At 72.6% G+C, this 24,901-nt stretch carries 20 protein-coding genes and 3 tRNA genes; 11 read left to right on the forward strand and 12 right to left on the reverse strand.

Going from position 1 to position 24,901, the window contains the following annotated elements; translation table 11 throughout:
• The first annotated feature begins 2 nt into the window (after positions 1-2).
• Complete coding sequence (locus IE267_RS04185) at positions 3-1,253, forward strand: RNA polymerase sigma factor (protein ID WP_161249020.1); 1,251 nt, start codon at positions 3-5, stop codon at positions 1,251-1,253.
• A 52-nt stretch (positions 1,254-1,305) separates the two neighbouring features.
• Here IE267_RS04185 and IE267_RS04190 read toward each other — a convergent pair whose 3' ends face one another.
• The 4 genes from IE267_RS04190 to IE267_RS04205 all read right to left on the reverse strand — a co-directional run bounded on the left by IE267_RS04190 (position 1,306) and on the right by IE267_RS04205 (position 7,002).
• Entirely contained in the window at positions 1,306-3,240 is a 1,935-nt protein-coding gene (locus IE267_RS04190) for an ABC transporter ATP-binding protein (protein ID WP_161249022.1), read from the reverse strand.
• Positions 3,237-4,970 carry an ABC transporter ATP-binding protein gene (locus IE267_RS04195; protein ID WP_161249024.1) on the reverse strand — a complete coding sequence of 578 codons (1,734 nt, stop codon included), beginning with the start codon at positions 4,968-4,970 and terminating at the stop codon, positions 3,237-3,239. The genes IE267_RS04190 and IE267_RS04195 overlap by 4 nt, the downstream gene beginning before the upstream one ends.
• A gap of 129 nt (positions 4,971-5,099) precedes the next feature.
• Positions 5,100-6,545 (reverse strand): FGGY family carbohydrate kinase, encoded by a 1,446-nt coding sequence (locus IE267_RS04200; RefSeq protein ID WP_189762211.1) that lies wholly within the window; start codon positions 6,543-6,545, stop codon positions 5,100-5,102.
• Positions 6,546-6,702: 157 nt separating this feature from the next.
• Entirely contained in the window at positions 6,703-7,002 is a 300-nt protein-coding gene (locus IE267_RS04205) for a YtxH domain-containing protein (RefSeq protein ID WP_161249030.1), read from the reverse strand.
• 171 nt (positions 7,003-7,173) lie between these two features.
• Between IE267_RS04205 and IE267_RS04210 the strand changes: the two genes are divergently transcribed.
• From IE267_RS04210 to IE267_RS04220, 3 genes are all read left to right on the forward strand, one after another.
• A tRNA-Asn gene (locus IE267_RS04210) sits at positions 7,174-7,246 on the forward strand.
• Between the two features lie 5 nt (positions 7,247-7,251).
• Positions 7,252-7,324, forward strand: a tRNA-Asn gene (locus IE267_RS04215).
• Positions 7,325-7,489: 165 nt separating this feature from the next.
• Positions 7,490-7,563: transfer RNA gene (locus IE267_RS04220), tRNA-Ile, on the forward strand.
• A gap of 729 nt (positions 7,564-8,292) precedes the next feature.
• Here IE267_RS04220 and IE267_RS04225 read toward each other — a convergent pair.
• Complete coding sequence (locus IE267_RS04225) at positions 8,293-8,472, reverse strand: hypothetical protein (RefSeq protein ID WP_189762212.1); 180 nt, start codon at positions 8,470-8,472, stop codon at positions 8,293-8,295.
• 443 nt (positions 8,473-8,915) lie between these two features.
• Between IE267_RS04225 and IE267_RS04230 the strand changes: the two genes are divergently transcribed.
• Positions 8,916-10,154 carry an MFS transporter gene (locus tag IE267_RS04230; protein ID WP_161252045.1) on the forward strand — a complete coding sequence of 413 codons (1,239 nt, stop codon included), beginning with the start codon at positions 8,916-8,918 and terminating at the stop codon, positions 10,152-10,154.
• Here IE267_RS04230 and IE267_RS04235 read toward each other — a convergent pair.
• From IE267_RS04235 to IE267_RS04260, 6 genes are all read right to left on the reverse strand, one after another.
• Complete coding sequence (locus IE267_RS04235) at positions 10,151-11,683, reverse strand: right-handed parallel beta-helix repeat-containing protein (protein WP_189762213.1); 1,533 nt, start codon at positions 11,681-11,683, stop codon at positions 10,151-10,153. The two genes, IE267_RS04230 and IE267_RS04235, sit on opposite strands and share 4 nt — an antisense overlap.
• Before the next feature lie 179 nt (positions 11,684-11,862).
• Positions 11,863-13,206, reverse strand: coding sequence for a carboxyl transferase domain-containing protein (locus tag IE267_RS04240; protein ID WP_229860697.1), 1,344 nt, complete (start codon positions 13,204-13,206; stop codon positions 11,863-11,865).
• Positions 13,199-14,671: an acyl-CoA synthetase gene (locus tag IE267_RS04245; RefSeq protein ID WP_189762214.1), complete on the reverse strand. Its 1,473-nt coding sequence runs from the start codon at positions 14,669-14,671 to the stop codon at positions 13,199-13,201. Before IE267_RS04245 ends, IE267_RS04240 begins: the two co-directional genes overlap by 8 nt.
• A 192-nt stretch (positions 14,672-14,863) precedes the next feature.
• A complete protein-coding gene (locus IE267_RS04250; protein WP_189762215.1) occupies positions 14,864-16,441 on the reverse strand; it encodes a GAF domain-containing protein in 1,578 nt (525 codons plus the stop codon).
• Positions 16,442-16,570: 129 nt separating this feature from the next.
• Complete coding sequence (locus IE267_RS04255) at positions 16,571-17,608, reverse strand: rod shape-determining protein (RefSeq protein ID WP_161258290.1); 1,038 nt, start codon at positions 17,606-17,608, stop codon at positions 16,571-16,573.
• Positions 17,609-17,926: 318 nt separating this feature from the next.
• On the reverse strand, positions 17,927-18,493 hold the full coding sequence (locus IE267_RS04260; RefSeq protein ID WP_189762216.1) for a hypothetical protein: 567 nt from the start codon (positions 18,491-18,493) through the stop codon (positions 17,927-17,929).
• Positions 18,494-18,640: 147 nt separating this feature from the next.
• Here IE267_RS04260 and IE267_RS04265 point away from each other — a divergent pair, with 147 nt between their 5' ends.
• Complete coding sequence (locus IE267_RS04265) at positions 18,641-19,348, forward strand: SCO2400 family protein (RefSeq protein WP_167153443.1); 708 nt, start codon at positions 18,641-18,643, stop codon at positions 19,346-19,348.
• Between the two features lie 176 nt (positions 19,349-19,524).
• Here IE267_RS04265 and IE267_RS04270 read toward each other — a convergent pair whose 3' ends face one another.
• Entirely contained in the window at positions 19,525-19,947 is a 423-nt protein-coding gene (locus IE267_RS04270; protein WP_161258298.1) for a MarR family winged helix-turn-helix transcriptional regulator, read from the reverse strand.
• A 173-nt stretch (positions 19,948-20,120) separates the two neighbouring features.
• Here IE267_RS04270 and IE267_RS04275 point away from each other — a divergent pair, with 173 nt between their 5' ends.
• The 5 genes from IE267_RS04275 (at position 20,121) to IE267_RS04295 (ending at position 24,877) form a co-directional block, all read left to right on the forward strand.
• A complete protein-coding gene (locus IE267_RS04275) occupies positions 20,121-21,149 on the forward strand; it encodes an NADP-dependent oxidoreductase (protein WP_167153445.1) in 1,029 nt (342 codons plus the stop codon).
• Between the two features lie 333 nt (positions 21,150-21,482).
• Positions 21,483-21,908 (forward strand): organic hydroperoxide resistance protein, encoded by a 426-nt coding sequence (locus IE267_RS04280; protein WP_100576701.1) that lies wholly within the window; start codon positions 21,483-21,485, stop codon positions 21,906-21,908.
• A 123-nt stretch (positions 21,909-22,031) separates the two neighbouring features.
• Entirely contained in the window at positions 22,032-22,994 is a 963-nt protein-coding gene (gene pip, locus IE267_RS04285) for a prolyl aminopeptidase (protein WP_189762217.1), read from the forward strand.
• A gap of 153 nt (positions 22,995-23,147) precedes the next feature.
• Positions 23,148-23,948, forward strand: coding sequence for an EI24 domain-containing protein (locus IE267_RS04290; RefSeq protein WP_167153451.1), 801 nt, complete (start codon positions 23,148-23,150; stop codon positions 23,946-23,948).
• 101 nt (positions 23,949-24,049) lie between these two features.
• The gene (locus IE267_RS04295; protein WP_229860699.1) at positions 24,050-24,877 is read left to right on the forward strand and encodes a hypothetical protein; all 828 of its coding nucleotides are present in this window, start codon (positions 24,050-24,052) and stop codon (positions 24,875-24,877) included.
• Positions 24,878-24,901 lie beyond the last annotated feature (24 nt).

Raw genomic sequence — 24,901 nt, forward strand, 5'->3', positions numbered from 1 at the left:
CGGTGCCTGAGTCCTCGGAGCGCGGCCGGCCCACCTTCGGAGGTGGGCACCTCACCCCCGCGGATCCGCTCATCGTGTACGGGACGGAAAGCGGCCCGGCCGCCCCCGTCCCGCTGCCGCACGCCCCCGATCCGGCAGCGATCACCCTGGAGGTCGCCCCCGTGCAGACCCAGACCCTGACCGACAACGGCGTCGTCACGGCCGTACCGCCGCAGTCCCGGGCCGAACACCACCCGGAGGCGGAACCCGCCGGGCCGTCGGCGGGCCCGGCGGCCGGACCGGTCCCCGAGGAGGAGGCCCCCGAGCCACCCGAGCCGCGACCGGGCCGGGCGGACACCGGCGGCCCGTCCTCCGACCTCTTCCGTCAGTACCTGCGGGAGATCGGCCGCATCCCGCTGCTCACCGCGGCCGAGGAGGTCGAGCTCGCCCGGCGGGTCGAAGCGGGCCTGTTCGCCGAGGAGAAGCTGAGCAACACGCCCGACCTGGATTCCCAACTCGCCCTGGATCTCGACAAGTTGGTCGTGATGGGCCGGATGGCCAAGCGGCGCCTCATCGAGGCGAACCTGCGCCTGGTGGTCTCCGTCGCCAAGCGGTACGTGGGCCGCGGGCTCACCATGCTCGACCTCGTCCAGGAGGGAAACCTCGGACTGATCAGGGCGGTCGAGAAGTTCGACTACGCGCGGGGCTACAAGTTCTCCACCTATGCGACCTGGTGGATCCGCCAGGCGATGTCGCGGGCGCTCGCCGACCAGGCCCGCACCATCCGGGTGCCCGTCCACGTCGTCGAGCTGATCAACCGCGTGGTGCGCGTCCAGCGCCGGATGCTCCAGGAGCGCGGCTACGAGCCGACGGCCGAGGAGGTCGCGGCCCAACTCGACCTCACCCCCGAGCGGGTCGGCGAGGTGCTGCGCCTGGCTCAGGAACCGGTGTCGCTGCACGCGCCGGTGGGGGAGGAGGACGATGTCGCGCTCGGCGACCTCATCGAGGACGGCGACGCCGCGTCCCCCGTCGAGTCGGCGGCGTTCCTGCTGCTGCGCCAGCACCTGGAGGCCGTGCTCTCCACGCTCGGCGAGCGCGAACGCAAGGTGGTGCAGCTGCGCTACGGGCTCGCGGACGGCCGGCCGCGCACGCTGGAGGAGATAGGCCGGATCTTCGGGGTGACCCGCGAGCGAATCCGTCAGATCGAGTCGAAGACGCTGAACAAGCTCCGCGACCACGCGTTCGCGGATCAGCTGCGGGGCTACCTGGACTGAACGCGAAAGGGCCGGTGCGCTGTGCGCGCACCGGCCCCGACTGTCGTACGCGTCAGTCGACTTCCGCGACCGCCTGGGCGAACTGGGCCGCGTACAGGCGGGCATACGCACCCTCCGCCGCCAACAGCTCGTCGTGCGTTCCCTGTTCGACGATCGACCCGTTCTCCATGACCAGGATGACGTCCGCGTCCCGGATCGTGGAGAGCCGGTGCGCGATGACGAACGACGTGCGCCCGTGCGCGAGCCGCGCCATCGCCTTCTGGATCAGCACCTCGGTACGGGTGTCGACGGAACTCGTCGCCTCGTCCAGGACCAGGATCACCGGGTCGGACAGGAACGCCCGCGCGATGGTGATGAGCTGCTTCTCGCCCGCGCTGACGCCCGTGCCCTCGTCGTCGATGACGGTGTCGTAGCCCTCGGGGAGCGTCCGGATGAAGCGGTCCGCGTGCGCCGCCCTCGCCGCCTCCTCGATCTCCTCGCGGGTGACCTCCTTCGCGGCGCCGTAGGCGATGTTGTCCGCGATGGAGCCGCCGAAGAGCCAGGTGTCCTGGAGCACCATGCCGATGGAGGAGCGCAGTTCCTCGCGGGTCATCCGCGCCGCGTCCACCCCGTCCAGGGTGATCCGGCCGCCGGTGACGTCGTAGAACCGCATGAGCAGGTTGACCAGGGTGGTCTTGCCGGCGCCGGTCGGGCCGACGATCGCGACCGTGTGGCCGGGCTCGACCGTCAGCGAGAGGTCCTCGATGAGCGGCTTCTCCGGCTCGTAGCGGAACGAGACGTTCTCCAGCGCGACCGCTCCGCGCAGCACCTCGGGGCGCTCCGGGGACGCGGTGTCGGGGTCCTGCTCCTCCGCGTCGAGCAGCTCGAAGATCCGCTCGGCCGACGCGACACCGGACTGCACCAGGTTCGCCATCGAGGCGACCTGCGTCAGCGGCATCGAGAACTGCCGCGAGTACTGGATGAACGCCTGCACATCGCCGATGGACAGCGAGCCCGTCGCGACCCGCAGCCCGCCGACGACCGCCACCAGGACGTAGTTCAGGTTGGAGACGAACATCATCAGGGGCTGCATGACGCCGCTGTTGAACTGCGCCTTGAACGACGCCTCGTACAACGCGTCGTTCTGCTCGGCGAACGCCTCGGCCGACTCGTTCTGCCGCCCGAACACCTTCACCAGGGCGTGTCCGGTGTACATCTCCTCGATGTGCGCGTTCAGCTTGCCCGTGGACTTCCACTGCTGGACGAACTGCGGCTGCGAGCGCTTGCCGACCTTCGTGGCCACCACGATCGACAGCGGCACGGTGATCAGCGCCACGAGCGCGAGCAGCGGCGAGATCCAGAACATCATCACCAGGACGCCGACGATGGTGAGCAGCGAGTTGATGAGCTGGCCCATCGTCTGCTGCATCGTCTGCGAGATGTTGTCGATGTCGTTGGTGGCGCGGCTGAGCACCTCACCGCGCTTGGCCTTGTCGAAGTACGACAGCGGCAGCCGCGACAGCTTGGTCTGGATGTCCTCGCGCATCCGGAACACGGTCTTGTTGATGGCCCGGTTGGAGAGCCGGGTGGCCACCAGCATCATGAGCCCCGCGCCCACGTACACGGCCAGGGCGACGAGCAGGATGCTGCCGACCGCGCCGAAGTCGATGCCCTTGCCGGGGGTGAAGTCGACCCCGGAGAGCATGTCGGCGAGGCCGCCCTGGCCGCGGTCGCGCAGGCCCTGGATGGCCTGCGCCTTGCTGATCCCGGCCGGCATCTGCGGGGTCCTGCCGATGACACCGGCGAAGACCAGGTCGGTCGCCCGGCCGAGTATCTTCGGCCCGACCACCGAGAGGCCGACGCTGATGACCACCGCGACCAGCATCACGCTCAGGAGCGCCTTTTCCGGAGCCAGCCGTTTGACCAGCCGCTTTCCGGATTCCTTGAAGTTCAGGGACCGCTGATCGGGGCCGCCGCCCATCATCATGCGTCCACCGGGCCCGCTCATGCCGCCTCAGCCTCCGTCAGCTGGGAGAGCACGATCTCCCGGTATGTCTCGTTGTCCGCCATCAGTTCGTGATGGCGGCCGGTGCCGACGACCCGCCCCTCGTCGAGGACGATGATCCGGTCGGCGTCCCGGATGGTGGAGACCCGCTGGGCGACGATCACGACCGTCGCCTCGGCGGTCTCGCGCCCGAGCGCGGAGCGCAGCGCCGCGTCGGTGGCGTAGTCGAGCGCCGAGAAGGAGTCGTCGAAGAGGTAGATCTCCGGGCGCTGCACCAGCGTCCGGGCGATCGCGAGCCGCTGGCGCTGACCGCCGGACACGTTCGTGCCGCCCTGCGCGATCGGCGCGTCCAGGCCGCCCTCCAGCCTGCCGACGAACTCCTTGGCCTGCGCCACTTCGAGGGCGTGCCAGAGGTCCTCGTCGCTCGCGTCGGGGTTGCCGTACCGCAGGTTCGTGGCCACGGTCCCGGAGAAGAGGTACGGCTTCTGCGGGACGAGGGACACGGTCTTGGCGAGCAGGACGGGGTCCAGGGTGCGGACGTCCTCGCCGTCGACCAGGACCTGCCCGTCGGTGGTGTCGATCAGCCGGGGCACCAGGCTGAGCAGCGTCGACTTGCCGCTGCCCGTCGAGCCGATGATCGCGGTGGTCTCGCCGGGGCGGGCCACCAGGTCCACGCCGCGCAGCACGGAGGCCTCGGCGCCGGGGTACTTGAAGTCGGCGCCGCGCACCTCCAGATGGCCGTGCCGGCGCAGTTCGAGCACCGGGGCCTTGGGGGGTACGACGCTGGTGTCGGTGCCGAGGACCTCCTCGATGCGCTCGGCGCAGACCTCGGCGCGCGGCACCATCATGAACATGAAGGTGGCCATCATGACGGCCATCACGATCTGCATGAGGTACGCCAGGAACGCGGTGAGCTGGCCGATCTGCATGTGGCCGCTGTCGATGCGGTGCGCGCCGAACCAGACCACGGCCACCGAGGAGACGTTCACGACGGTCATGACGGTCGGGAACATCAGTGCCATCAGGCGGCCGGTGGCCAGCGAGACGTCGGTGAGCTCGGTGTTGGCGCCCCGGAAGCGCTCCTGCTCGTACTCGTCGCGCACGAAGGCGCGGATCACGCGGTTGCCGGTGATCTGCTCGCGCAGCACCCGGTTCACGGTGTCGAGGCGGGTCTGCATGGTCCGGAACAGCGGGCGCATCCTGCGCACAATCAGCGAGACCGCGATGCCGAGGATCGGGACGACGGCGAGGAGCACCGCGGACAGCGGCACGTCCTGGCCCAGCGCCATGATGATGCCGCCGACGCACATGATCGGCGCGGACACCATCAGGGTGAACGCCATCAGGACCAGCATCTGGACCTGCTGGACGTCATTGGTGGTGCGGGTGATCAGGGACGGCGCCCCGAAGTGCCCGACCTCGCGGGCGGAGAAGGACTGCACACGCGCGAAGACGGCGGCCCGGACGTCACGTCCGAGGGCCGCCGCGGTCCTGGCGCCGTAGAACACGGCGCCGATGTTGCAGAACACCTGGACGAGGCTGACGGCGATCATGATGCCGCCATGGCCCAGGATGTAACCCGTGTCCCCGTTCACGACACCGTTGTCGATGATGTTCGCGTTCAGGGTGGGCAGATAAAGGGTGGCGCTGGTCTGCAGCAGTTGCAGCAGCACCAGCAGGGCAATCGGTTTCTTGTACGGCCCTAGGTGGGACCGCAGGAGTCGTATGAGCACGCGCAGGCTCTCCGGGTCGGCAAGATCGGGGGTTCGACCCCCCATCTTGCGACACTCCACCCCTGGAAGCTCAAGCGATTATCGAGCCGGAGTCAAAAGGAATAGCAAAGAGCGTAGGTGCCGCCCGCGTCAAGCACCCTGGCCGAAGGCCCCGGGGTGGATCTCGTCACGGGTGGCGATGTACTGCTGACGCACCGCCTGGCCGACCGCCAGGTCCTCGCCCGGCTCGAAGACCTGCGCGGACGCGCCCTGCCAGGCCGGCGGGGTGTGCGTGGCGAGGGTGCCCTGCGAGACGCCGAGCGCCCAAGCCGCCTGCCGGGCCGCGCCGAGCGCCGCGTACTCGGCGGGCTGCGGCACCACGACCTGCGTCCCGAAGAGGGCCGGCGCCACCGCCTGCACGGCGGGCAGTTCGGCCGCGGCGCCGAGCAGGAACACCCGCCGCACCTCGACGCCGCGCCCGCGCAGCACGTCCAGGGCGTCGCCGAGCGAGCAGAGCATCCCCTCGAAGGCGGCCCGCGCCAGGTGTTCGGGCTTCATCGATTCGCGGCGCAGACCGGCCAGGGTGCCCGCGGCGTGCGGAAGGCGGGGGGTGCGCTCGCCTTCGAGGTAGGGCAGCAGGACGAGACCGCTGGCGCCGGGGGTGGACTTCAGGGCCAGTTCGCCGAGTTCGGCGAGGTCCTCGACGCCGAGCATCTCGGCGGTGCCGCGCAGGGCCCGCACGGCATTGCTCGTATGGACGACCGGCAGATGCATTCCGGTCGCGTCGGCGAAGGACGTAATCATCCCGCTCGGGTCGGCCAGCGCCTCGTGATGCACGGCCATGACCGAGCCCGAGGCGCCGAGCGAGACCACGGCGTCGCCCGCGCCGACGCCGAGACCGAACGCGGCCGCCATCGTCTCGCCGGTGCCGGCCGAGATCAGCAGCCCCTCGGGGGTGGTGCCGGCCGCGTCGGACGGCCCGAGCACCTCGGGCAGCGCCACCTGGTGGCCGAGCGCGAGCTCGACCAGGTCGGGGCGGTAGAAGCCGGTGGCGGCGGACCAGTACCCGGTGCCGGAGGCGGCGCCGCGGTCGGTGGTGCGCCGGGCGGGCCGGCCGAGCAACTGCCACACCAGCCAGTCGTGGGCCTGCAGCACGCCGGCGGTGCGCTTGGCGGCCTCCGGCTCGTGCCGCGCCAGCCAGCGCAGCTTGGACACCGCCTGTGCGGCCTGCGGCACACACCCGACGGCCTGTGCCCAGGCCTCCCGGCTGCCGAGTCCGTCGACGAGATCGGCGGCGGCCACCTGCGCCCGCTTGTCGTTGCCGGTCAGCGCGGCCCGGACCAGGTTGCCCTGGCGGTCCAGCGGTATTAGTCCGTGCTGCTGCGCGGAGACACCGATGGCCTGGACGCCCTCCAGGAGCCCGCCGGTCGCGGCCTCGCCCAGCGAGAGCAGCCAGGCCTGCGGATCGACCTCCGTCGCCTTGGGTTCGAGCGGGTGCGGGGCGTACCCCTGCCGCAGCACGGCACCCGTGTCGGTGTCGCAGACGACGATGCGAGTGAAGGCGGAAGAGCTGTCCAGCCCGGCGACTATCCCCATGGTTGACGATTCTGCCGCACGCGCGGGGCTGCTGGGACGGCGGTGGTCAGGACAACGCTGTCGGGCATCGGGCATCGGGCATCGGGCATCGGGCATCCGGCGCCGGGTGCTGGGCGCCGGGCCCGGGTCGCGGCCCGCGGCAGGGGTGGCCCGTGGGTCAGGTGTTGCTGGTGCCCCAGTCGTCCGCGGTGCCCTGACCGCGCTCGCGCAGCGAACGCACCCGGTCCGCGACGGAGGCGGGCACCCTGTCTCCGACCTTGTCGCTCACCGCGTGGAAGGCCTTGCCCGCGACCTGGCGCGAGGTCTGCGCGGCCGATTCGGCGGTGTTCCGCACCGCGGGGTTCTGGGCCACCTGACGTGCGGACTTCTTCAACTGCTCGTAGCGCTCGCGGCCGGCCTTGGTGCCGAGCACGTATCCGAGGGCCAGTCCGGCGACGAACGTGAGCCGGTATCGCATGGTGGTCACCCTTCCCTAGCGTGTGTGCCGCGCCTACCCGCGCGGCCCTGTGATCACCCAGGGCGGAACCGATTGGCGGAGCACCCCCCTGCTTGCGCTAATGTATGTGTCGCAGCGAACGCACGCCGCCCGGGAGCACCCCAGGTGGGTACGTTCGACGCAACGAGACATTCCCCTGTAGCTCAATTGGCAGAGCAGCCGACTGTTAATCGGCAGGTTACTGGTTCGAGTCCAGTCGGGGGAGCTCGGTCTCCTGTAGCTCAATTGGCAGAGCAGCCGGCTGTTAACCGGCAGGTTACTGGTTCGAGTCCAGTCGGGAGAGCAAGCGGAAGAGGACCCTTCGGGGTCCTTTTTCGTATCCGGTGGAACCGCGGAGATCCCCGCGAAGTCCTCATGGGCGTGCGATGCCGACCATCCGAGGCAGGAGATCGTATGAGCGGCTATGCTGCGGCAGACGGCGCGCACAAATGTGCGCGACGCGCCGTTAGGGGCGGTAGCTCAGCCGGTTAGAGCAGCGGACTCATAATCCGTCGGCCGTGGGTTCGAGTCCCACCCGCCCCACTACGAGGCGCAGGTGCAGAAACGATCTGGCCTGCGCCTTTGGCGTTTCCGCAGGTGCGCGCCGGGTGCGGCCCCGCCCGGCCGAACCGGCCTCGGCCACCTGTCCGCCGACCTCCTTCGAGTGATCACCCGCACGGCCCTGTTGACCCTGGCGTGCGTGTCGCGGCGCGGGCGCAGAGGGGGTCTGCGCGATCCGTGTCGACGGCCTGGCGGGGTCCTGGGTGCCGCCGGCATCCCCGTCGTCACCGCCGCCCGCGGCGCCTCCGCCGGCCGTCCCTCGGCACCTTCGGGGCGGAGTTCGTCGAAGGCGGCGACGCGCCCGGGGCGGGGGACCACCGCGACTGGTCGAGTGGCCCGGGCCGACCGGACTCGCTCTCGCCGGGGGCAGCGGCAGGGGCGTCCGGAGAAGGAGCCCACTTCGTGGCGGACGGGTGAAGTCGGCGTCGCTGGTTGAGATTTCCAGGGGTATCGACTGCCGCCCGTCGTGGGTGTTTTGGTGGATGCCCGACCCGTTTCCGGGCGTGAATGTCCGGAGCTTCCTGCCGGTTGACCTGACGTCGCTGGTCAACTGAGCCTATGGGGACACGAGTTCACGTCCGGGCCGACTGCGGGACGAGCACATATGTGATGGTCCCGGTGGGCCGCGCACGGACGAAGGCCCCCGGTGGCAAGCACGAGGCGTGCGGCTGCCGGGGGTCTTCCGGGTTGGGACCGTGGCCTACGAGGCCTTCACAGGGCGGACTGGAACGCCGATGCGCTGGGGACGTTGGCGGCGGCCGTGGTGACGCGTTCGAGGGCGGTGGGGACGCGGCCGGCGTGCTGGGCCGCCGCGCGGGCGGCGAGCGGGACGCGTCGGGTGGACGTCGGGGTGGCGGTGCTGCGGGCGGCGGCGGAGATCAGGGTGTTCATGGTGGGCCTTTCGGCGAGATGCGTCGCCGCCCCCGCCTGATGAAGGCGGGGGCGGCGACGACGCTTACTGATCGGGGGAAGCGTAGCGGCGCCCGGGGGCTTCGGCGCGCGCATGTAGGCGTGGCGTAAAGGTGGCCACCGCAACCGGTTTCGGCCCCCACGCCTCCGACCTGAGGCGATGGGTGCGCGCTCGCTCCGTGGCCGGTTTCGAGCCGCCGGGCATTGGTACCGAAACTGTTGTCCGGCCCATTGACCCGCCCGGGGGACGGACGCCCCGCACGCCCCCTCCGGCCGGGCCCGGCCCCGCTGTGAGGTGGCCCCTACCTCGGTGCTCTCGGCGGGGGTTAGCATCCCGCGTGACCGAACAAGCCGAGCAGCCCACCGACACCCCCGCGGCACCCGTCCCCGCCACCCCCACCACCGGAGCCGGGACCGCCGGGGGAATGGCCGTGCGGCGCCGCATATTCGCCGACCTCACGCCGTTCCGGATATCGGCGGACTACCGCAGGCTCTGGTTCGGCAACATGGTCTCGTGGGTCGGCAGCGCCATGACGGCCCTGGCGATATCCCTCCAGGTCTACGACCTCACCGGCTCCAGCTTCTACGTCGGCCTGGTCGGCATCTTCACCCTCGTACCGCTGGTCGCGTTCGGTCTCTACGGCGGCGCCATCGCCGACACCGTCGACCGCCGCAAGCTCGGCCTGTACAGCGCGCTCGGCTCGGCCGTACTCTCCGCCGCGCTCTCGGCCGGGACGTTCGCCGGGGTCGCGAACGTGTGGTTCCTGTACGCGGTCATCGCGCTCCAGTCCGTCTGCCAGGCGCTCAACGGCCCCGCCCGCTCGGCCATGATCCCCAGGCTGCTGCCGCCCGAGCACCTGCCCGCGGCCAACGCGCTCAACTCCATGGTCATGACGACCGGCACGCTCGTCGGACCCATGCTGGGCGGCCTCGTCGTCGGCTTCGCCGGGTACAAGACGGCGTACCTCATCGACGCGGTCACCTTCGCCGCCTCCCTGTACGCGATGTGGCGGCTGCCCGCGATGCTGCCCGAGCGGAGCGCCGGCGCCAAGCGGCCCTCGGTCCTGGAGGGCCTGCGGTTCCTGGCCACCCGGCCCAATCTGCGGATGACGTTCTTCAGCGACTTCTGCGCGATGATCCTGGCCCAGCCCCGCGCCCTGTTCCCGGCCGTCGCCGTCCTCTGGTACGGCGGCGACGCGCGCACCACCGGACTGCTCGTCGCGGCACCCGCGATCGGCGCGCTGCTCGGCGGGGTGTTCTCCGGCTGGCAGGGACGCATCCACCGGCACGGGCTCGCGGTGCTGATCTCGGTGGGCGGATGGGGCGCGGCCATCGCGGTGTTCGGCCTGACCCGGCAGCTGTGGCTCGGCCTGTTCATGCTCGCCGTCGCCGGATTCTCGGACACCGTGTCCATGGTGTTCCGCAACACGATGATGCAGGTCGCCGCCCCCGACGACATGCGGGGACGGCTCCAGGGCGTGTTCATCGTGGTCGTCGCGGGCGGCCCGCGGCTCGGCGACTTCCTCGCCGGTACGGTCGCCGACCTCACCTCGCCCACCGCGATGGTGGTGGGCGGCGGCCTCGCCTGCGTGCTCGCGGTCACGGTGCTCGGGCTCAGCCGCCGCGGCTTCTCCCGTTACGACGCGCGCAACCCCGTCCCCTAGCGCCCGTACCGGGGTGCCGCGCCCGGGCCCTGGTAGGCGCCGATGTTCGGCGGGGAGGAGACCGCGTTGCCGAACCAGTCCCGGGTGACGCCGTCGGCGATCGGAACCCCTGCCCTCAACGCGACGGAACCCGGGCGCAGTTGGACGTCGTACGGGCCCGCCGGGGCCGGGGCGGTGAAGGCGGGGTCGGCGGTCACGGGGGAGCGGTCGGAGGCCGGCACGGCCCCCACGCCCCGGTAGAGGTTGTGGTCGTAGGCGTTGCGGGGGTCCGCGAAGGGGGCGCCGCCGGGCGCGCTCGACGCGAAGACGTTGTTGCGGAAGGTGACGTTGCCGGGGCCGTTGTCGCTGACCATGGCGGTGCCGGACTGGTTCGTCACGACGGTGTTGTCGTACACCTGGGTGCGGGTCGTGGGGCCGCACACCACGGACACGATGCCGTACGGGGCGCTGCGGTTGCGGTCGTTGACGCTGATGTTGTGCCGCACGACGTTGTCGGCGGACGTCATGCCGGTGCCGTTGCAGACGAGCAGGAAGCCGCCCTCGTTGTCGTGGCTGTAGTTGTACTGGTAGACGTTGCCGTTGTTGCCGCCGTCGATATCGAACGCCATCGAGTCGCGGGTGCCGTGGCCGTGGGACACCTCGTTGTACTGGTAGCGGACGTGGTCCGCATTCCACGCCCACAGACCGGCGTTGTAGCCGGCGGAACGGGCGTTGAACCCGTCGACGGTGTTGTGCTCGGCGAGCGCGCCGTCCGCGTTCTGGACGACGATGCCGTCGCCGCCGGTGTCCGAGACGCGGTTGTTCTCGATGCGCAGGCCGGTGATCGGTACGAACCTGCGGCCGGGGCCGTCCGGATGCTCGGGGCGCTTGCCCCAGGTCGAGGACGTCCCGATGCCGGTGCGGTCCACGTGGGTCACGGTGGACCCGCTCACCGTGACGTCGTCGAAGCCGGTGGGGGTGGCTGCGCCCTGCGCGGCGAAGAGGATGCCGCCGGAGGGGTCGGGGTCCTTGAAGTCGGCGCCGTTCACGTCGTGTACGTCGACGTTGCGCACGGCGTAGTGGTGGCCGGTGCCGAAGTCGGTGAGGCGGACGAGGATGCCCGCACGGCGGGCGGTCGTGGTCGCCGGGCCGGTGTTGGACACGTCCAGGTCGTTCAGCTCCCACTGCTGCGTGTTGTCGAGCAGTACGGCCGCCCGGGCGCCGTTCCCCTCCAGGTGCGGCTTGGCCGTACCGGTGCCGTACGCTTCGGCCGCTATCGGGGCGCCGGGGGTGCCCGAGCCCTTCGGGGCGAAGGTTCCGGTGCAGGTGGTGCCGCGCTGGAAGAGGACGCGCTCGCCGGGCCGGTACGTCCTCGCGCTTGCCTTCGCGAGGGTGCGCAGGGGGTGGGCGGGGGAGGTGCCGGGGTTGGTGTCGTTGCCCGCGCGGCAGTCGACGTAGTAGGTGGCGGGGGGCGCGGCCGCTTGCGCGGGGGCGGGGGCGGGGGCCAGCAAGGCGAGGGCGGTGAGGGTGAGGAGGGCGGTGTGTCTCATGCGGGGGAGGCTCCCCCTGGGGTGCGGGCCCCCAATCGCCCCCGGCGCGAAAGTCCAAGTATTGGCCGGCGTTTGTCCGCCTCCTGAGGCTCCGCCCTGGGGGAAGGGGCGGGGGCGCGACCGGGGGAGGGGCGGAGCCCCGGCGCGCCCCGGGCCGCGCTGCATCCGGCCCCTCCCGACTACGCTCCCAGCACCCCCCTGGCCACCCCCAGCTCCACCAAATCCTGCGGGCGCAACCGGAGTTGGGACGCGGTCCGCCGCACCTGCGACGCGTCCCGCTTCAGGATCGCCGCCGCCGACTCCGGCGCGATCACCGAGAAGTAGCTGTCCGCCGTCACCCACGTGCGGTCGGGGGACGTCAGGGCCAGCGCCCCGCCCGAGCCGCCCTCGCCGATGACCAGGGTCGTGACCGGGACCCGTGCGGACGCCACCGCCGCGAAGGCGTCCGCGATCGCCGCGCCCTGCCCCTCCCGTTCCGCCGCCGCGTCGTTCGCCGCGCCGGGGGTGTCGACCAGGGTCAGGACCGGGATGCCGAGGCGGTCGGCCAGACGGATGAGGCGGGCCGCGGCCCGGTAGCCCGCGGGACGGGTCGCGGTGCCGGTCTGGGCGGCGTACGCGTAACTCACCCCCGCGTGCAGGCCGAAGCCGCACAGCATCCCCGGGTCCACGCCCCCGCACCGGTCGCCGACCAGCGCCTGGCGGTGCGGGAAGTACGCGTCCAGGTACGCCTCGGCGCGCGGACGGCCCGCCGCCCGGGCCCGGGACACCGCCTCCCAGCCGTCCGCGGGCAGCCCCGAATCGCCGAAGGGGGCCGGCGCCGGGGCCGGTTCGGCGGGGCCGGTGCCATCGAGCAGGGTGAGCCAGCCCGCCAGGACGTTCCGCAGGTCCTGGCGGCGGACGATCGCGTCGATCTGCCCCGCCGCGAGCTGGCCCTCCGCCCGGTAGGCCGCCGGGTCCGCGTCCGCGGGGCGCACCCGCGAGCCCGCGAAGCCGATCTGGACGCCGGGCAGCGCGAGGACCACGTCGGCGCCCGCGCCCAGCGTGGCCCAGCCGCCGCCCGTCGTCGGGTCGCGCAGCACCGCGATCTGGGGCAGGCCGGCCGCCCGCAGCAGCGCCGACTGCCGTGCCACGCGCTGTAGTTGGGTCAGCGCGAGCATGCCTTCCTGCATCCGGCTGCCGCCGGTCGCGATGAGGGAGACCAGCGGCAGGCGCCGCTCGCACGCCGTTCCGTACGCCGCCTCCAGGCGGTCGCCCGTTCGCAGCCCCAGTGAACCCCCGAGGAAGCCGAACTCGAAGGAGATCAGGACACAGGGGCGTCCCGACACCTCCGCGAGGCCGGCGACCACCGACTCGTCCTCGCCCGTCCGCTCCGTCGCGCGGGCTCGCGACGCCCCGTAACCCTCCCAGGCGAGGGGCCCGTCCGTGGCGAAGTCTCTTTCTGGGTACGGAAGTTCGGTGAAGCTGTCCGCCACCGTCGCGATCGCCGCCCTCGCGGACATCCGCTCCGTCGTCCGCTCAGACATGCAGGGCTCGTTTCATGATCTTGCCCATGTCGTTGCGGGGCAGCTCGGTCAGGAAGTGCACCACTCGGGGGCGTTTGTGGGGGGCCAGCTCACGCGCCACATGTTCCGTCAACTCGCGTTCTTCCGGAGGCGATTGGGGGTCCCTCGGTACCACCCATGCCACGATGCGCTCGCCCAGGTCGTCGTCCGGCTCGCCCGTCACCGCCGCCTCGCGGACGCCGGGGTGGTCGAGGAGCGCGTTCTCGATCTCACCGGCGCCGATCTTGTAGCCGCCGCTCTTGATGAGGTCGGTGGCCTTGCGGCCGACGATCCGTACCTGTCCTTCCTCGTCCAGGCTCGCCAGGTCGCCGGTGCGGAACCAGCCGTCCTCGGTGAAGGCCGCGGCCGTGGCGTCCGGGCGGTTCAGATAGCCGGTGAACAGGTTCGGGCCGCGCACCTGGACCTCGCCGATGCCGTCCGCCTCCTCGGCCAGGCGCAGTTCGACGCCGGGCAGCGGGGCGCCGACCGTGCCGGGGCGGGCCCCGCCGCCCGCCCGCTCGGCGCACAGCATCAGCGTCTCCGTCATGCCGTACCGCTCGATGACCGCCCGGCCCGTCGCGTGCGCGATGCGGCGGTGGTCGGGGGCCGGGAGCGCCGCCGAGCCGGACACCAGCAGGCGCGCACCCGTGAGGGCCTTCGCCAACTCGACATCCCTGTCGACCACTTCGGCGATCCTGTGGTACATCGTCGGCACCCCGAACAGCATGGTCGCGCCGGCCGACAGTTCGCGCGTCACGCCCTCCACCGAGAAGCGGCCGAGGTGGCGCACCGAGCCGCCGCGGCGCAGCGGGCCGAGGATGCCCAGGATCAGGCCGTGCACGTGGAACAGCGGGAGGCCGTGCACCAGGACGTCGTCGGCCGTCCACTCCCAGGCGTCCCGGAGCGCGTCGAGCGTCGCCGCGATCGCCCGCCTCGGCAGCACCGCCCCCTTCGGCGGACCGGTCGTCCCGGAGGTGTAGACGATCAGGGCCGGCGACTCGTCATCGGGCTCGGGGGGCAGGGCCGGGCCCGCCGTGGTCGGTGACCCCTCGGCATCCACAGCCACGTCGGCAGCCGCAGCCGCAGTCACGTCCGCATCCACGTCCACGTCGATGCGGGTCAATTGGCCGAGAAGGGAGGGGAGTTGGTCGCCGCTGCCCGCCAGTACCACCGTCGGCCCGCTGTCGCGGACGATGTGCGCCAGCTCCCGTTCGCCCGTCTTCGGGTTCAGCGGCACCACCGGTACGCCCGCGACGAGCGCCGCCACCACGCCGACCACCGTCTGCGGGGTCGGCGTCGCCCACACCGCGACCCGCCCGGCGTCCTTGATCCGCCGGGCCGGCGCGGCGGCCGCGGCGGCGAGTTCGGCGTAGGTCAGCGCGTGCTCGCCGAAGCGGACCGCCTCCCGTGGCTCGGCGGCGTGGAGGGAGGGGAAGAGAGGGGACACGTAAGGGACTCCTCGGTCGACGGCGCGGACGGGGCCCGAACCGTGCCGGGTCCCAGGTCCTCGACCCTACGCGGCGCCGTCCGGACGCATGATCGACATCCTGCCGTACCCGGCCCCGCGTTCCGCTGGAGTCGGCTTGGGCGTGAGCGCCGTCACGGCATGGCGACGGGCCCTGCCGGGTGCTCGCGGGGGTCAGTGGAGCGGGGCCTGCCAGGTCAGGGTCGTGCCGCGGATGCCGTCGTCCCGCATGCCGTTGTCGACCACCGTGAGCCGCACCCCGGGCCGCCCGTCGGGGAGTTCGGCGCCGGAGTCCACCACGACGCGGACCGATGACACCCCGGCCCGGCGATGGGCCGCGGCCAGGGCGCTGCGCAGGGCGGCCACGAGCTGGGCGTCCACCGGCTCGCCGACCAGGGTGTCGACCGCGCCCTCGAACCGTACCGAGGGGCGGAAGCCGAGCAGAGCGCCCGCGCCCGCTGTCTCGCGCAGGACCCGGCCGCGCAGGGTCGTCGGGGCGTCGGCGGGCGGCTGCTGGAGGGCGAAGATCGCGGTGCGCACCTCCTGGATCGTGGAGTCCAGCTCGTCGACGGCCCGGGTGAGCATCTCGTCCGTGTCGTCGGCCGCGGCCTTCTCGGCCTTGCGCCGGGTCGACTCCAGCATCATCTCGGTGGCGAACAGCCGCTGTACGACCAGGTCGTGGAGGTCGCGGGCGATCCGGTCCCGGTCCTCGTACACGGCGAGCTGCTCGCGGTTGTGCTGGGCGTCGGCCAGGACCAGGGCGAGGGCGGCCTGCGAGGCGAACTGGCCGGCGAGCAGCCGGTCGACCGCCGTGTACGGGCGGGCGCCCCGCCTGCGGGGCAGCGCGAGCGTGCCGATCAGCTTGCCGCCGCTCTGCAGCGGCAGCATCATGCTCGGCCCGAACCGGCTGCGTACGTGCGTGGTCATCCGCGGGTCGGTCGCCGAGTCCTCCAGGAACACCGGCTCCCCGCCCAGGAGTTGGACCAGGACCGGTGAGCCGGGCTCGATCGTGGTGCCGACGATGTCGTCGGGGTCGTCCGGCGCCGAGGCGGCGACGATCTCCATGCCGCCGGCCGCGGTGGGCTGGAGCACCACCCCGGCGGCCGCGTCCGCGAGCAGCCGGGCCCGCTCGGCGACCTTCATCAGCGCGTCCGCCGCGGTCTCGCCGGTGAGCAGCGAGGTGGTGACGGTGGCCGCGCCCTCGATCCACCGCTCCCGCAGCCGCACGGTCTCGTACAGGCGGGCGTTGCCGATGGCGATGCCGGCCTGCGCGGCGAGGACCCGCAGCAGCGCCAGGTCGTCCTCGGTGAAGGGGCCGCCGCGCTTCTCGGTGAGGTACAGGTTGCCGAAGACCTCGGTGTGCACCCGGATGGGTACGCCGAGGAACGAGCGCATCGGGGGATGGCCGGGCGGCAGACCGACCGAGCGGGCGTCGCTCTCGCGGTCGTCGATGCGCAGGGGCTGGGGGTCGTGGACGAGGGCGCCGAGCAGCCCGGTGCGGCCGTCGGGCAACCGGCCGATCTGCTCGCGTTCGGCATCGCTGAGGCCGGACGTGAACAGGTCGGTGAGCGCGTCGCGCTCGGGGTCGATCACCCCTAGCGCCCCGTACCGGGCGTCCGTCAGCTCGGTCGCCGACTCCACGATGTGCTGCAGCGTGGTGCGCAGTTCGAGGTCCGTCCCGACGCCGAGCACCGCCTGCAGGAGCATCGGCAGCCGCGGCGCCGCACTGTCCTGGCTCTCCGCTTCACTCATCCTTCGAGCATCCCTCACCGCGGCCGGCCGCGGCGGCAACGGCGATTGTCGTGCCGGTCACGCCGGTGACGGCCGTGCGCCTCGTCGTGCCGGTCACGCGGGCGGCGGTCACGTGTCCCGTCGTGCCGGTCACTCGGCCAGCGGGTCGAGGACCATCGGCTGGATGCGGCCTTCGAGCATCGAACCGAGGCCTTGGATCGCGCAGACGTCGGGCCGCTCCGCGATGTGCACCGGCATGCCCGTGGAGTCGCGCAGCATCTGGTCGAGGCCGGGCAGCAGGGCGCTGCCGCCGACCATCATGATGCCCCGCTCGGCGAGGTCGGCGACCAGGTCGGGCGGGCACTCGCGGAGCACCTTGCCGATGCCGTCGAGCACCGCGGTGAGCGGGGTGTGGATGGCGTTGCGCACGGCGGCCGTGTCGACCAGGACCGAGCGGGCGAGACCGGTGGCGACGTCGCGGCCGTGGATCTCGGTGGAGGCGGGCCCCTGCGGGGTGAGGCCGTTGCCGCGCAGGGCCAGCTGCAGGGGGCGTACGGACTGGCTCGGCAGCATCAACTCGTGCTGGTGACGCAGGTGTTGAATGACCGCGTGGTCGATGGCCTCGCCGCCGACGGGGATGCGGACGGCCGTCACGATCGCGCCCAGCGAGAGCACCGCGATCTGGGTCGTGGCCGCCCCGCACACCATGATCATGGTGGCGGTGGGCTGCTCGACCGGCAGCCCGCAGCCCACGGCGGCCGCGATCAGGGTGTCGACGAGCTCGACCCGGCGGGCACCGAGGCCCACCAGGGTCTCCATCGCGGCGCGCTGGGCCAGCGGGTCGCTGTCGTGCGGGGTGCATGCGGCGGCGCGCAGCCTGGGCTTGCGGCGCAGCTGGCGGCGCAGCTTCTCGCCGAGGAGGTGCCGCAGCATGCGCTGGGCCATCTCGATGTCGACGACGGTGCCGCCGGACACCGGGCGGGCCACCCGGATGTAGTCGGGCGTACGGCCCGTCATCTGTTCGGCGAAGGCGCCGACGGCGATGAGTGCGCCGGTACGGGTGTTGACGGCGGCCACGCTCGGCTCGTCCACGACGAGTCCGGCTCCCTTGACGTACACCCGGGTCCTCGCGGCCCCGAGGTCGACGGCGACATGGCAACGGCGCAACTGCTCAAGACTGACGGTCACGGCAGATCCTCCCGAGAGCGGTACTTAGTTCGCATCTTGCGACCGCCCGGGGACCGGCGCGCGCTGGGATGCGCCGGTCGGGGAGTAGCCGGCTGACGACCAGCCAGAAAGAGCACGCCCCGCAGGTCGACCCGCCTCTCGTCGGTCCTCGCGGGTGTCCGCGGCGCGTGCCGCGTGCTCGGTGCGTGCGCCTGTGGTCCCGTGGGCGTGCGCCCGCGCACCCGGATGCATACCGCTTGCCGCTCGTGGCCCGCCTCGTACGGCGTACTCGTCCTCGGGTGCCTACCGCGGGCCTGCGGGCGGCGGGCTCACGGGGTGTCAGGGCAGGAGGCGCTGGAGCAGGCCCCAGGTGAACTCCGCCACCCGGGTGCCGCCGCCGGGCAGGGTGATCGACAGCTGCCGGCGCGTCGGCGCCGAGCCCTCCATCGGGCGGGCCGGGGCGAAAGCCCGCGCCACCTCGTCCACCGTGCACGACCAGGGGCGCAGATCCTCCTCCCGGCGCAGCTCGGGACCCGGTATGCCGGGGGCTCTGACCAGCCATTCGTTCCACACCGCGCCGCCGGGCCCGGCCAGCGCCTCGAACCGGAGGTCCGGCCAGAGCGGCACCGGCCACAGCTGGGCCTCGCAGTCCAGGTCCCCGATCCTGCGCGGCACGACCGCCTCGGGCGGGCCGAGCACCGAGCGGTACCGGGACAGCGCGCCGCGGGAGCGGGCCGAGCGGACCATCGCCTGCCAGCGTCTGTTGGCCTCGCGCATGTCCGCGATCGAGGCGCCGAGTTCGTGCCGGGCGTCCTCGACGAGGCCCGGCTGGTGGTCGGCCATCCGCCGCAGCAGCACGAGTTGGAAGTCCAGCGGGCCGAACGGCCGCGTCACGGTTTCCGTCATGACGTCCATCCTGCCCCGCCCCACTGACAACGCCCCGGTCCATGGCGATTCGTCACGCGGCCACGCCCGGCGGGCGGCGCTTCCGCACAGGATTCACACATCCGCGGCCCCTTTTGTCTCCCGGCCGCCGCATAGCCTCCCTGGGCCATGGATTACTGCCACTCCTGCCGACGGCACCTCAACGGCGCACTGGCCTGCGCCGGTTGCGGAACACCCGCGGAGGCGCTGGCGCCCTCGCCCGAAGACGAGCTCCTGGTGTACGCCGGTGCCGCGCCCGGCGCCCCGGAGGTGCTCGCACCCACCGGCCATCGCCGTGCCCGGGGCGGCCGCGCCACCGGGAGGGGACGGCGGGCCCGGCGCAAGCGGGGCAAGGTGATCGTCTTCGGTGCGGCCGGTCTCGTTCTGGTGGCCGGGGCGGTGGGGTTCGTGCAGATGGCCATGGAGCCGCCGGTGCACGACCGGGCCTCCGCGGTGCGCGAGGACCAGGAGATCTCCGACCCCCAGCCGCTGCCGTCGGGCGATGCGGCGGTGGTGCCGTCCGCGCCGACGGCGAAGCCGGGTTCCTCGCGCGGGCGGGGTCCTGGTGCGGGGGCGCCCGCACGCGACGTGGACGTGGTCGAGGCGCACACGGCCGGGGCCTCGCCCACGCCGTCCCGCTCGGCCGCGCCGCACCCCGGGCCGTCCTCGCCGTCGTCCACGCCGGTGCCCTCCGGCTCACCCGGGGCGTCCGGCTCGCCCAAGCCCGGTGGGCCCACGCCCGGTGGGCCCCCGTCCTCCGAGCAGCCGCCACCGCCACCGCCTCCGAGTCCGAGCCCCTCGCCGACCTGCAGGCGCTTCCTGTGGTGGTGCACCTGACCCGCCGTTGCCAGGAGCTCCGCCCCCGACCCCTGCGGCCCGGACGCGGTCGGCGGTCGGCTACCTGATCAGACCCTCCGGCGTTCGGGGACGCGGGCCTCGTCGCGTGTCCCGTGCGGGCCGTCGTGGGCTGGTCGCGCGGTTCCCCGCGCCCTTTTGGGGGCGGGTCGGACCGGCTAGCTCCCCAGCATCCGCCGCAGCAGATCCCTCAGCACCCTGCGCTCGTCCGCGGACAGCTCGGCCAGCGGCTCCCTCGCGAAGTTCAGGGAGTCGCGCAGGGCGGTGGCGGTGGTGAGGCCGTCGGGGGTGGGGGCGGCCAGTTTCACTCGCCGGTCGGCCGGGTCGGGGCGGCGCTCCACCAGGCCGCGGGCTTCCAGCCGGTCGACGATGCCCGTGACGTTGGACGGCTCGCACTTCAGCTTCTGGGCGATCCGCCGCATCGGCATCGGCTCCAGGGAGAGCAGCCCGAGGACCCGGGCCTGTGCGCCGGTGAGGGAGTGCTCGGCGGCGGCCCGTTCGTACTCCTCGTAGTAGCGGCCGACCACCGTGCCGATCAGCTCGACTACTTCGAGGCTCAGGGGATCCATGCGAGAGGCCATGCCCCTCAGCCTACCGAGTTACTTGACAATCTCAAATATCTCGGCGCATTGTTCTTTCAGTACCTGAAGTATTCGGGGCGCCCGACGCGGTGACGGCACACGCGCCGCATCGGGTACCCGTACCGAAGCACCCGATGTATCGATCAGCGCTTGTTCGCAGGAGGACGCACCCCATGGCCACCTCGTCCGCACTCCCCGCCACCAGCCGTGAATGGCACCTCGTCGCCCGCCCGAACGGCTGGCCCGTGCCGTCCGACTTCGCGCTGCGGGAGACCCCGGTCGCCGAGCCGGCGTCCGGCCACATCCTGGTCCGCAACCTCTTCATGTCGGTCGACCCGTACATGCGCGGCCGCATGAACGACACGAAGTCCTACGTTCCGCCGTTCCAGCTGGACCAGCCCATGCAGGGCGGTGCGGTCGGCGAGGTCGTGGCCTCCAACGACGAGCGGTTCGCGGTCGGCGACCACGTCCTGCACCCGCTCGGCTGGCGCGAGTACGCCGACGTGGACGCCAAGCACGCCACCAAGGTGGACGGCGGGCTCGCGCCGCTCTCCGCCTACCTCGGCGTGCTCGGCATGCCGGGCCTCACCGCGTACGCGGGCCTCCTGGAGGTCGCCTCCTTCAAGGAGGGGGACGCCGTGTTCGTCTCCGGCGCGGCCGGTGCCGTGGGCAGCCAGGTCGGCCAGATCGCGCGGCTCAAGGGCGCCTCGCGGGTCATCGGCTCGGCCGGCTCCGACGAGAAGGTCAAGTGGCTGGTGGAGGAGCTCGGCTTCGACGCCGCGTTCAACTACAAGAACGGCCCGGTCCTGGAGCAGCTGCGCGCGGCTGCCCCGGACGGCATCGACGTCTACTTCGACAACGTCGGCGGCGAGCACCTGGAAGCCGCGATCTCGACGCTCAACGTGCACGGCCGCGCGACCATCTGCGGCATGATCGCGGCCTACAACGACACCGAGCCGACTCCCGGCCCGCGCAACATGGCCATGATCATCGGCAAGCGGCTGCAGCTCAAGGGCGTTCTGGTCGGCGACCACTACGGCATGCAGCAGCAGTTCACCGGCGAGGTCGCCGGCTGGCTGGCCTCCGGCGAGCTCAAGTACAACGAGACGGTCGTCGAGGGCATCGAGAACGGCGTGGACGCCTTCCTCGGCATGCTGCGCGGCCAGAACACCGGAAAGATGGTCGTCTCGCTCGGCAAGTAGCCGCCCCGCCCTCTCCCTGGGTACGCGGCGCCTTCCCGGGTACGCGGCCGTGAGGATCGCGGGCGAGCCGGGACCGGCGGCCGGTGGCCGCCGACGCCCGGCCACCGGGACGCCCGGTACCGAGCGACCGGTGACCCGGCAGCCGGTGCCGAGCGGCGGAAGCCGCGGGCAACCGACGCCGGGCAACCGGCACCGGAAGCCGGTACCGAGTGGCCGATGCCGAGTGACCCATCGCACACTCCGGCGCACTGTTTCCGCGATCCGATAAGGTTTTTCCACATCCCGGCGGCCGTGAGGCGCGAGCGGCCGCGTACCCAGGAGGAGCACCCCAGCATGTCCATTCAGAAGTCCGAGGTCCTCTACACCGCCGTCGCCACCGCCGAGAACGGCCGTGACGGCCGCGTCTCCACCGACGACGGCCAGCTGGACGTCGTCGTCAACCCGCCGAAGGAGATGGGCGGCAACGGCGCGGGCACCAACCCCGAGCAGCTCTTCGCCGCCGGCTACAGCGCCTGCTTCCAGGGCGCCCTCGGTGTCGTGGCGCGCAACGAGAAGGCCGACATCTCCGGCTCGACCGTCACCGCGCACGTCGGCATCGGCAAGAACGACGACGGCTTCGGCATCTACGTCGAGATCACCGCGACCATCCCGAACGTGGACCGCGCCACCGCGCAGGACCTCATCGAGAAGGCCCACCAGGTCTGCCCGTACTCCAAGGCGACCCGCGGCAACATCACGGTGAACCTCGCCGTCGCGTAACCGCAGGGCACCGACACCGAAGGGCCGCGCCCCGACAGGCGCGGCCCTTTGTCGCGCCGGCCCGCCCGCCCCGCGGCTGCCGTCCGGGCCGCGGTCCCCGCGGCGGCTGCCATGCTGGCCCGCATGACCTTTCCCGAGACTGCACCGTACGACCACGGCACGCTCGACACCGGTGACGGCGACTTCGTGTACTGGGAAGTCTGCGGCAACCCCGAGGGAAAGCCCGCCGTCGTGGTGCACGGCGGGCCCGGCTCCGGCGCGGGGCCGTTCTGGCGCCGCTACTTCGACCCGGCCCGCTACCGCGTCGTCCTCTTCGACCAGCGCGGCTGCGGACGCTCCACACCGCCCGTCAGCGATGCGGCGACCGGCCTCGCCTCCAACACCACCCACCGTCTGATGGCGGACATGGAGCGGCTGCGCGAGCACCTGGGCATGGCCAACTGGCTTGTCTTCGGCGGCTCGTGGGGCGCCACACTCGGTATGGCGTACGCGCAGGCGCACCCGGACCGGGTCACCGAACTCGTTCTGTTCTCGGTCACGACGACCAGCCGCGCCGAAGTGGACTGGATCACCGAGGGGGTGCGGGTGCACTTCCCCGAGGCCTGGGCCGCCTTCCGCGACGCGGCCCATCCCCGCGAGGGCGAGCGGGTGGTCGACGCGTACGCCAGGCTGCTCGCCGACCCCGATCCGGAGGTGCGCGAGGAAGCCGCCCGCACCTGGTGCCGCTGGGAGGACACCCACGTCCGGGCGGCCGGTACGCCCCTGGTCGAGGAATTCGGCGACGCGCGGTACGACGACCCCGCCTTCCGGATGACCTTCGCCCGCCTCGTCACGCACTACTGGCGCCACGCGGCATGGCTCGACGACGGTCAACTGGTCGACGGGGTGGGAAAGTTGGCGGGGATGCCCGGCGTGCTCATCACCGGTGGACAGGACCTCAGCTCGCCGCCCGATCCGGCCCGGGCGCTCGCCGCAGGGTGGCCGGGGTGCGAGCTCGTGGTGATCGACGACGCCGGGCACGGCCTGGGCCACCCCGGCATGAAGCAGGCGGCCCAGGCGGCGCTCGACCGGTTCGCCGGCCGCTGAGCGAGGAACACCCCCCGGGCCGCGCGCGGCGGCCACACGTTCCCCGCTGCCTCGCTGCCCGGGAAGGCCCACCGGTGGCGTGTGCCGCCGCGCGCGAGCCGGTGCGCAGGACGGCCGGATCGCGCTCCTCGGCGGCCGGATAGGGTCGACGGCATGCGTGATCTAGGGACAGGCTTCGGATATCTGGTCAAGGGGCAGCGCTGGGCCGCCGGTCACGGCACATCGCTCGGCATCGGCCTGCTGCCCGGCCTCATCACCCTCGTGATGTACGTGGGCGCGCTGGTCGGACTCGCCTATGGCGCCGACGACTTCGTCGGCTGGGCGACACCGTTCGCCGACGGCTGGGGCTCGCCCTGGCTCGGGCTCTTCCGCGGCTTCCTGACCGCGCTGGTCTTCGCGCTCGGCCTGTTCCTCGCCGTGATCTCCTTCACCGCGGTGACGCTGCTCGTCGGTCAGCCCTTCTACGAGAAGCTGTCCGCCGACGTCGACCGGGCCGAAAGCGGCGGCGAGGCGCCCGAGTCGGGCCTCTCGCTCGCCCGGGAACTGTGGATATCGGCCCGCGACTCCCTGCGCATCCTGGTCCGGGTCGCGTTCTACGGCCTGCTGCTCTTCGGCCTCGGCTTCATCCCGGTGATCGGCCAGAGCGTGATCCCGGCGATCGGCTTCTGCGTCACCGGCTTCTTCCTCGCGGAGGAGCTGACCGCGGTCGCCCTCCAGCGCCGCGGCATGGAACTGCGCCCCCGCCTCGCCCTGCTGCGCTCGCGCCGCCTGCTGGTCCTCGGCTTCGGCGTGCCCCTCGCGCTCGCCTTCGTCGTCCCGCTGGTCGCCGTCTTCCTGATGCCGGGGGCCGTCGCGGGCGCGACCCTGATGGTGCGGGACCTGCTCGGCGAGGCCGTCGAGGCGGAGGACGACGACGCGGACACCGCGCCGGGCCTCGGGCAGCCCACGGCCTGAAGACGCCCACGGGCGACCGGGACTTCGGCAGGTCCCTTCCCGTGCGGCACCGCGACCCCGAGGGGCCGCCCAGGGCTCGGCGGTGGCATGATCTGGCCGTCATGACGAATGCCCGGTCGCCGCTGCGCACCCTGCGGGCCGCGATGTTCGCGGCGCTGTGCGTGGCTTTGGCGGCGGTGGGGCACGCGGCCATGTCCGGCCATGACCCCCCGCTCCCCGTCCTGCTCGCCGCGTTCGCGGTGACGGGAGCGGTGGCCTGGTGTGCGGCCGGACGCCGGCGCGGGCTCGCCGCCATCGCGGGCGGCCAAGTCGCGGCCCAGGGCGCCCTGCACCTCCTCTTCGCGCGGACCCGGCCGATGCCGATGCCGATGCGGATGGCCGGGATGCCGGGCATGGCGCCCGCGCCCGCGTCGGAGCCGACGCCCCTGCCCATGCCCACGATGACGTGCGGGGCGCGGTACGCCCACCTCATGCCGGACGTCCCCGACGGCCAGGCCATGCGGGACATGCACGCCATGGCGGACATGCCGGGCATGGCGGGGGAGTCGATGACGGCGTCCGCGGGCCAGGCGCACGCCCTGGCGATGGATGCCGCCGCGCACTCCATGTCCGGCGGCATGCTCGCCGCGCACCTGGTGGCCGCGCTGATCTGCGGGGTCTGGCTGTGGCGCGGCGAGGCCGCCGCGTTCCGGCTCGCCCGGACCGTCGGCGCCCTCGGGGTGCTCGCCGCCCGCCCGCTGCGGCGGGTACTGCGTCTCGTACGTCTCCACGTGCCCGCGCCGCCGCGTCCCGTACGCGCGCCGCGCCCGCACCACCGACCGCGTCCGGGGCTGCGCGGAGCGGTGCACAGCCATGCCGTCATCCGGCGGGGGCCACCGGCCGGGGAAGCCACCCGAGCCACGGCCCCCGGCCGCCCCGCCTTCGCCTGATCCCGCGCGCGGCGTGGCCAGGGG

It is taken from the genome of Streptomyces xanthochromogenes (assembly GCF_014650455.1).
GTDB lineage: Bacteria > Actinomycetota > Actinomycetes > Streptomycetales > Streptomycetaceae > Streptomyces > Streptomyces xanthochromogenes.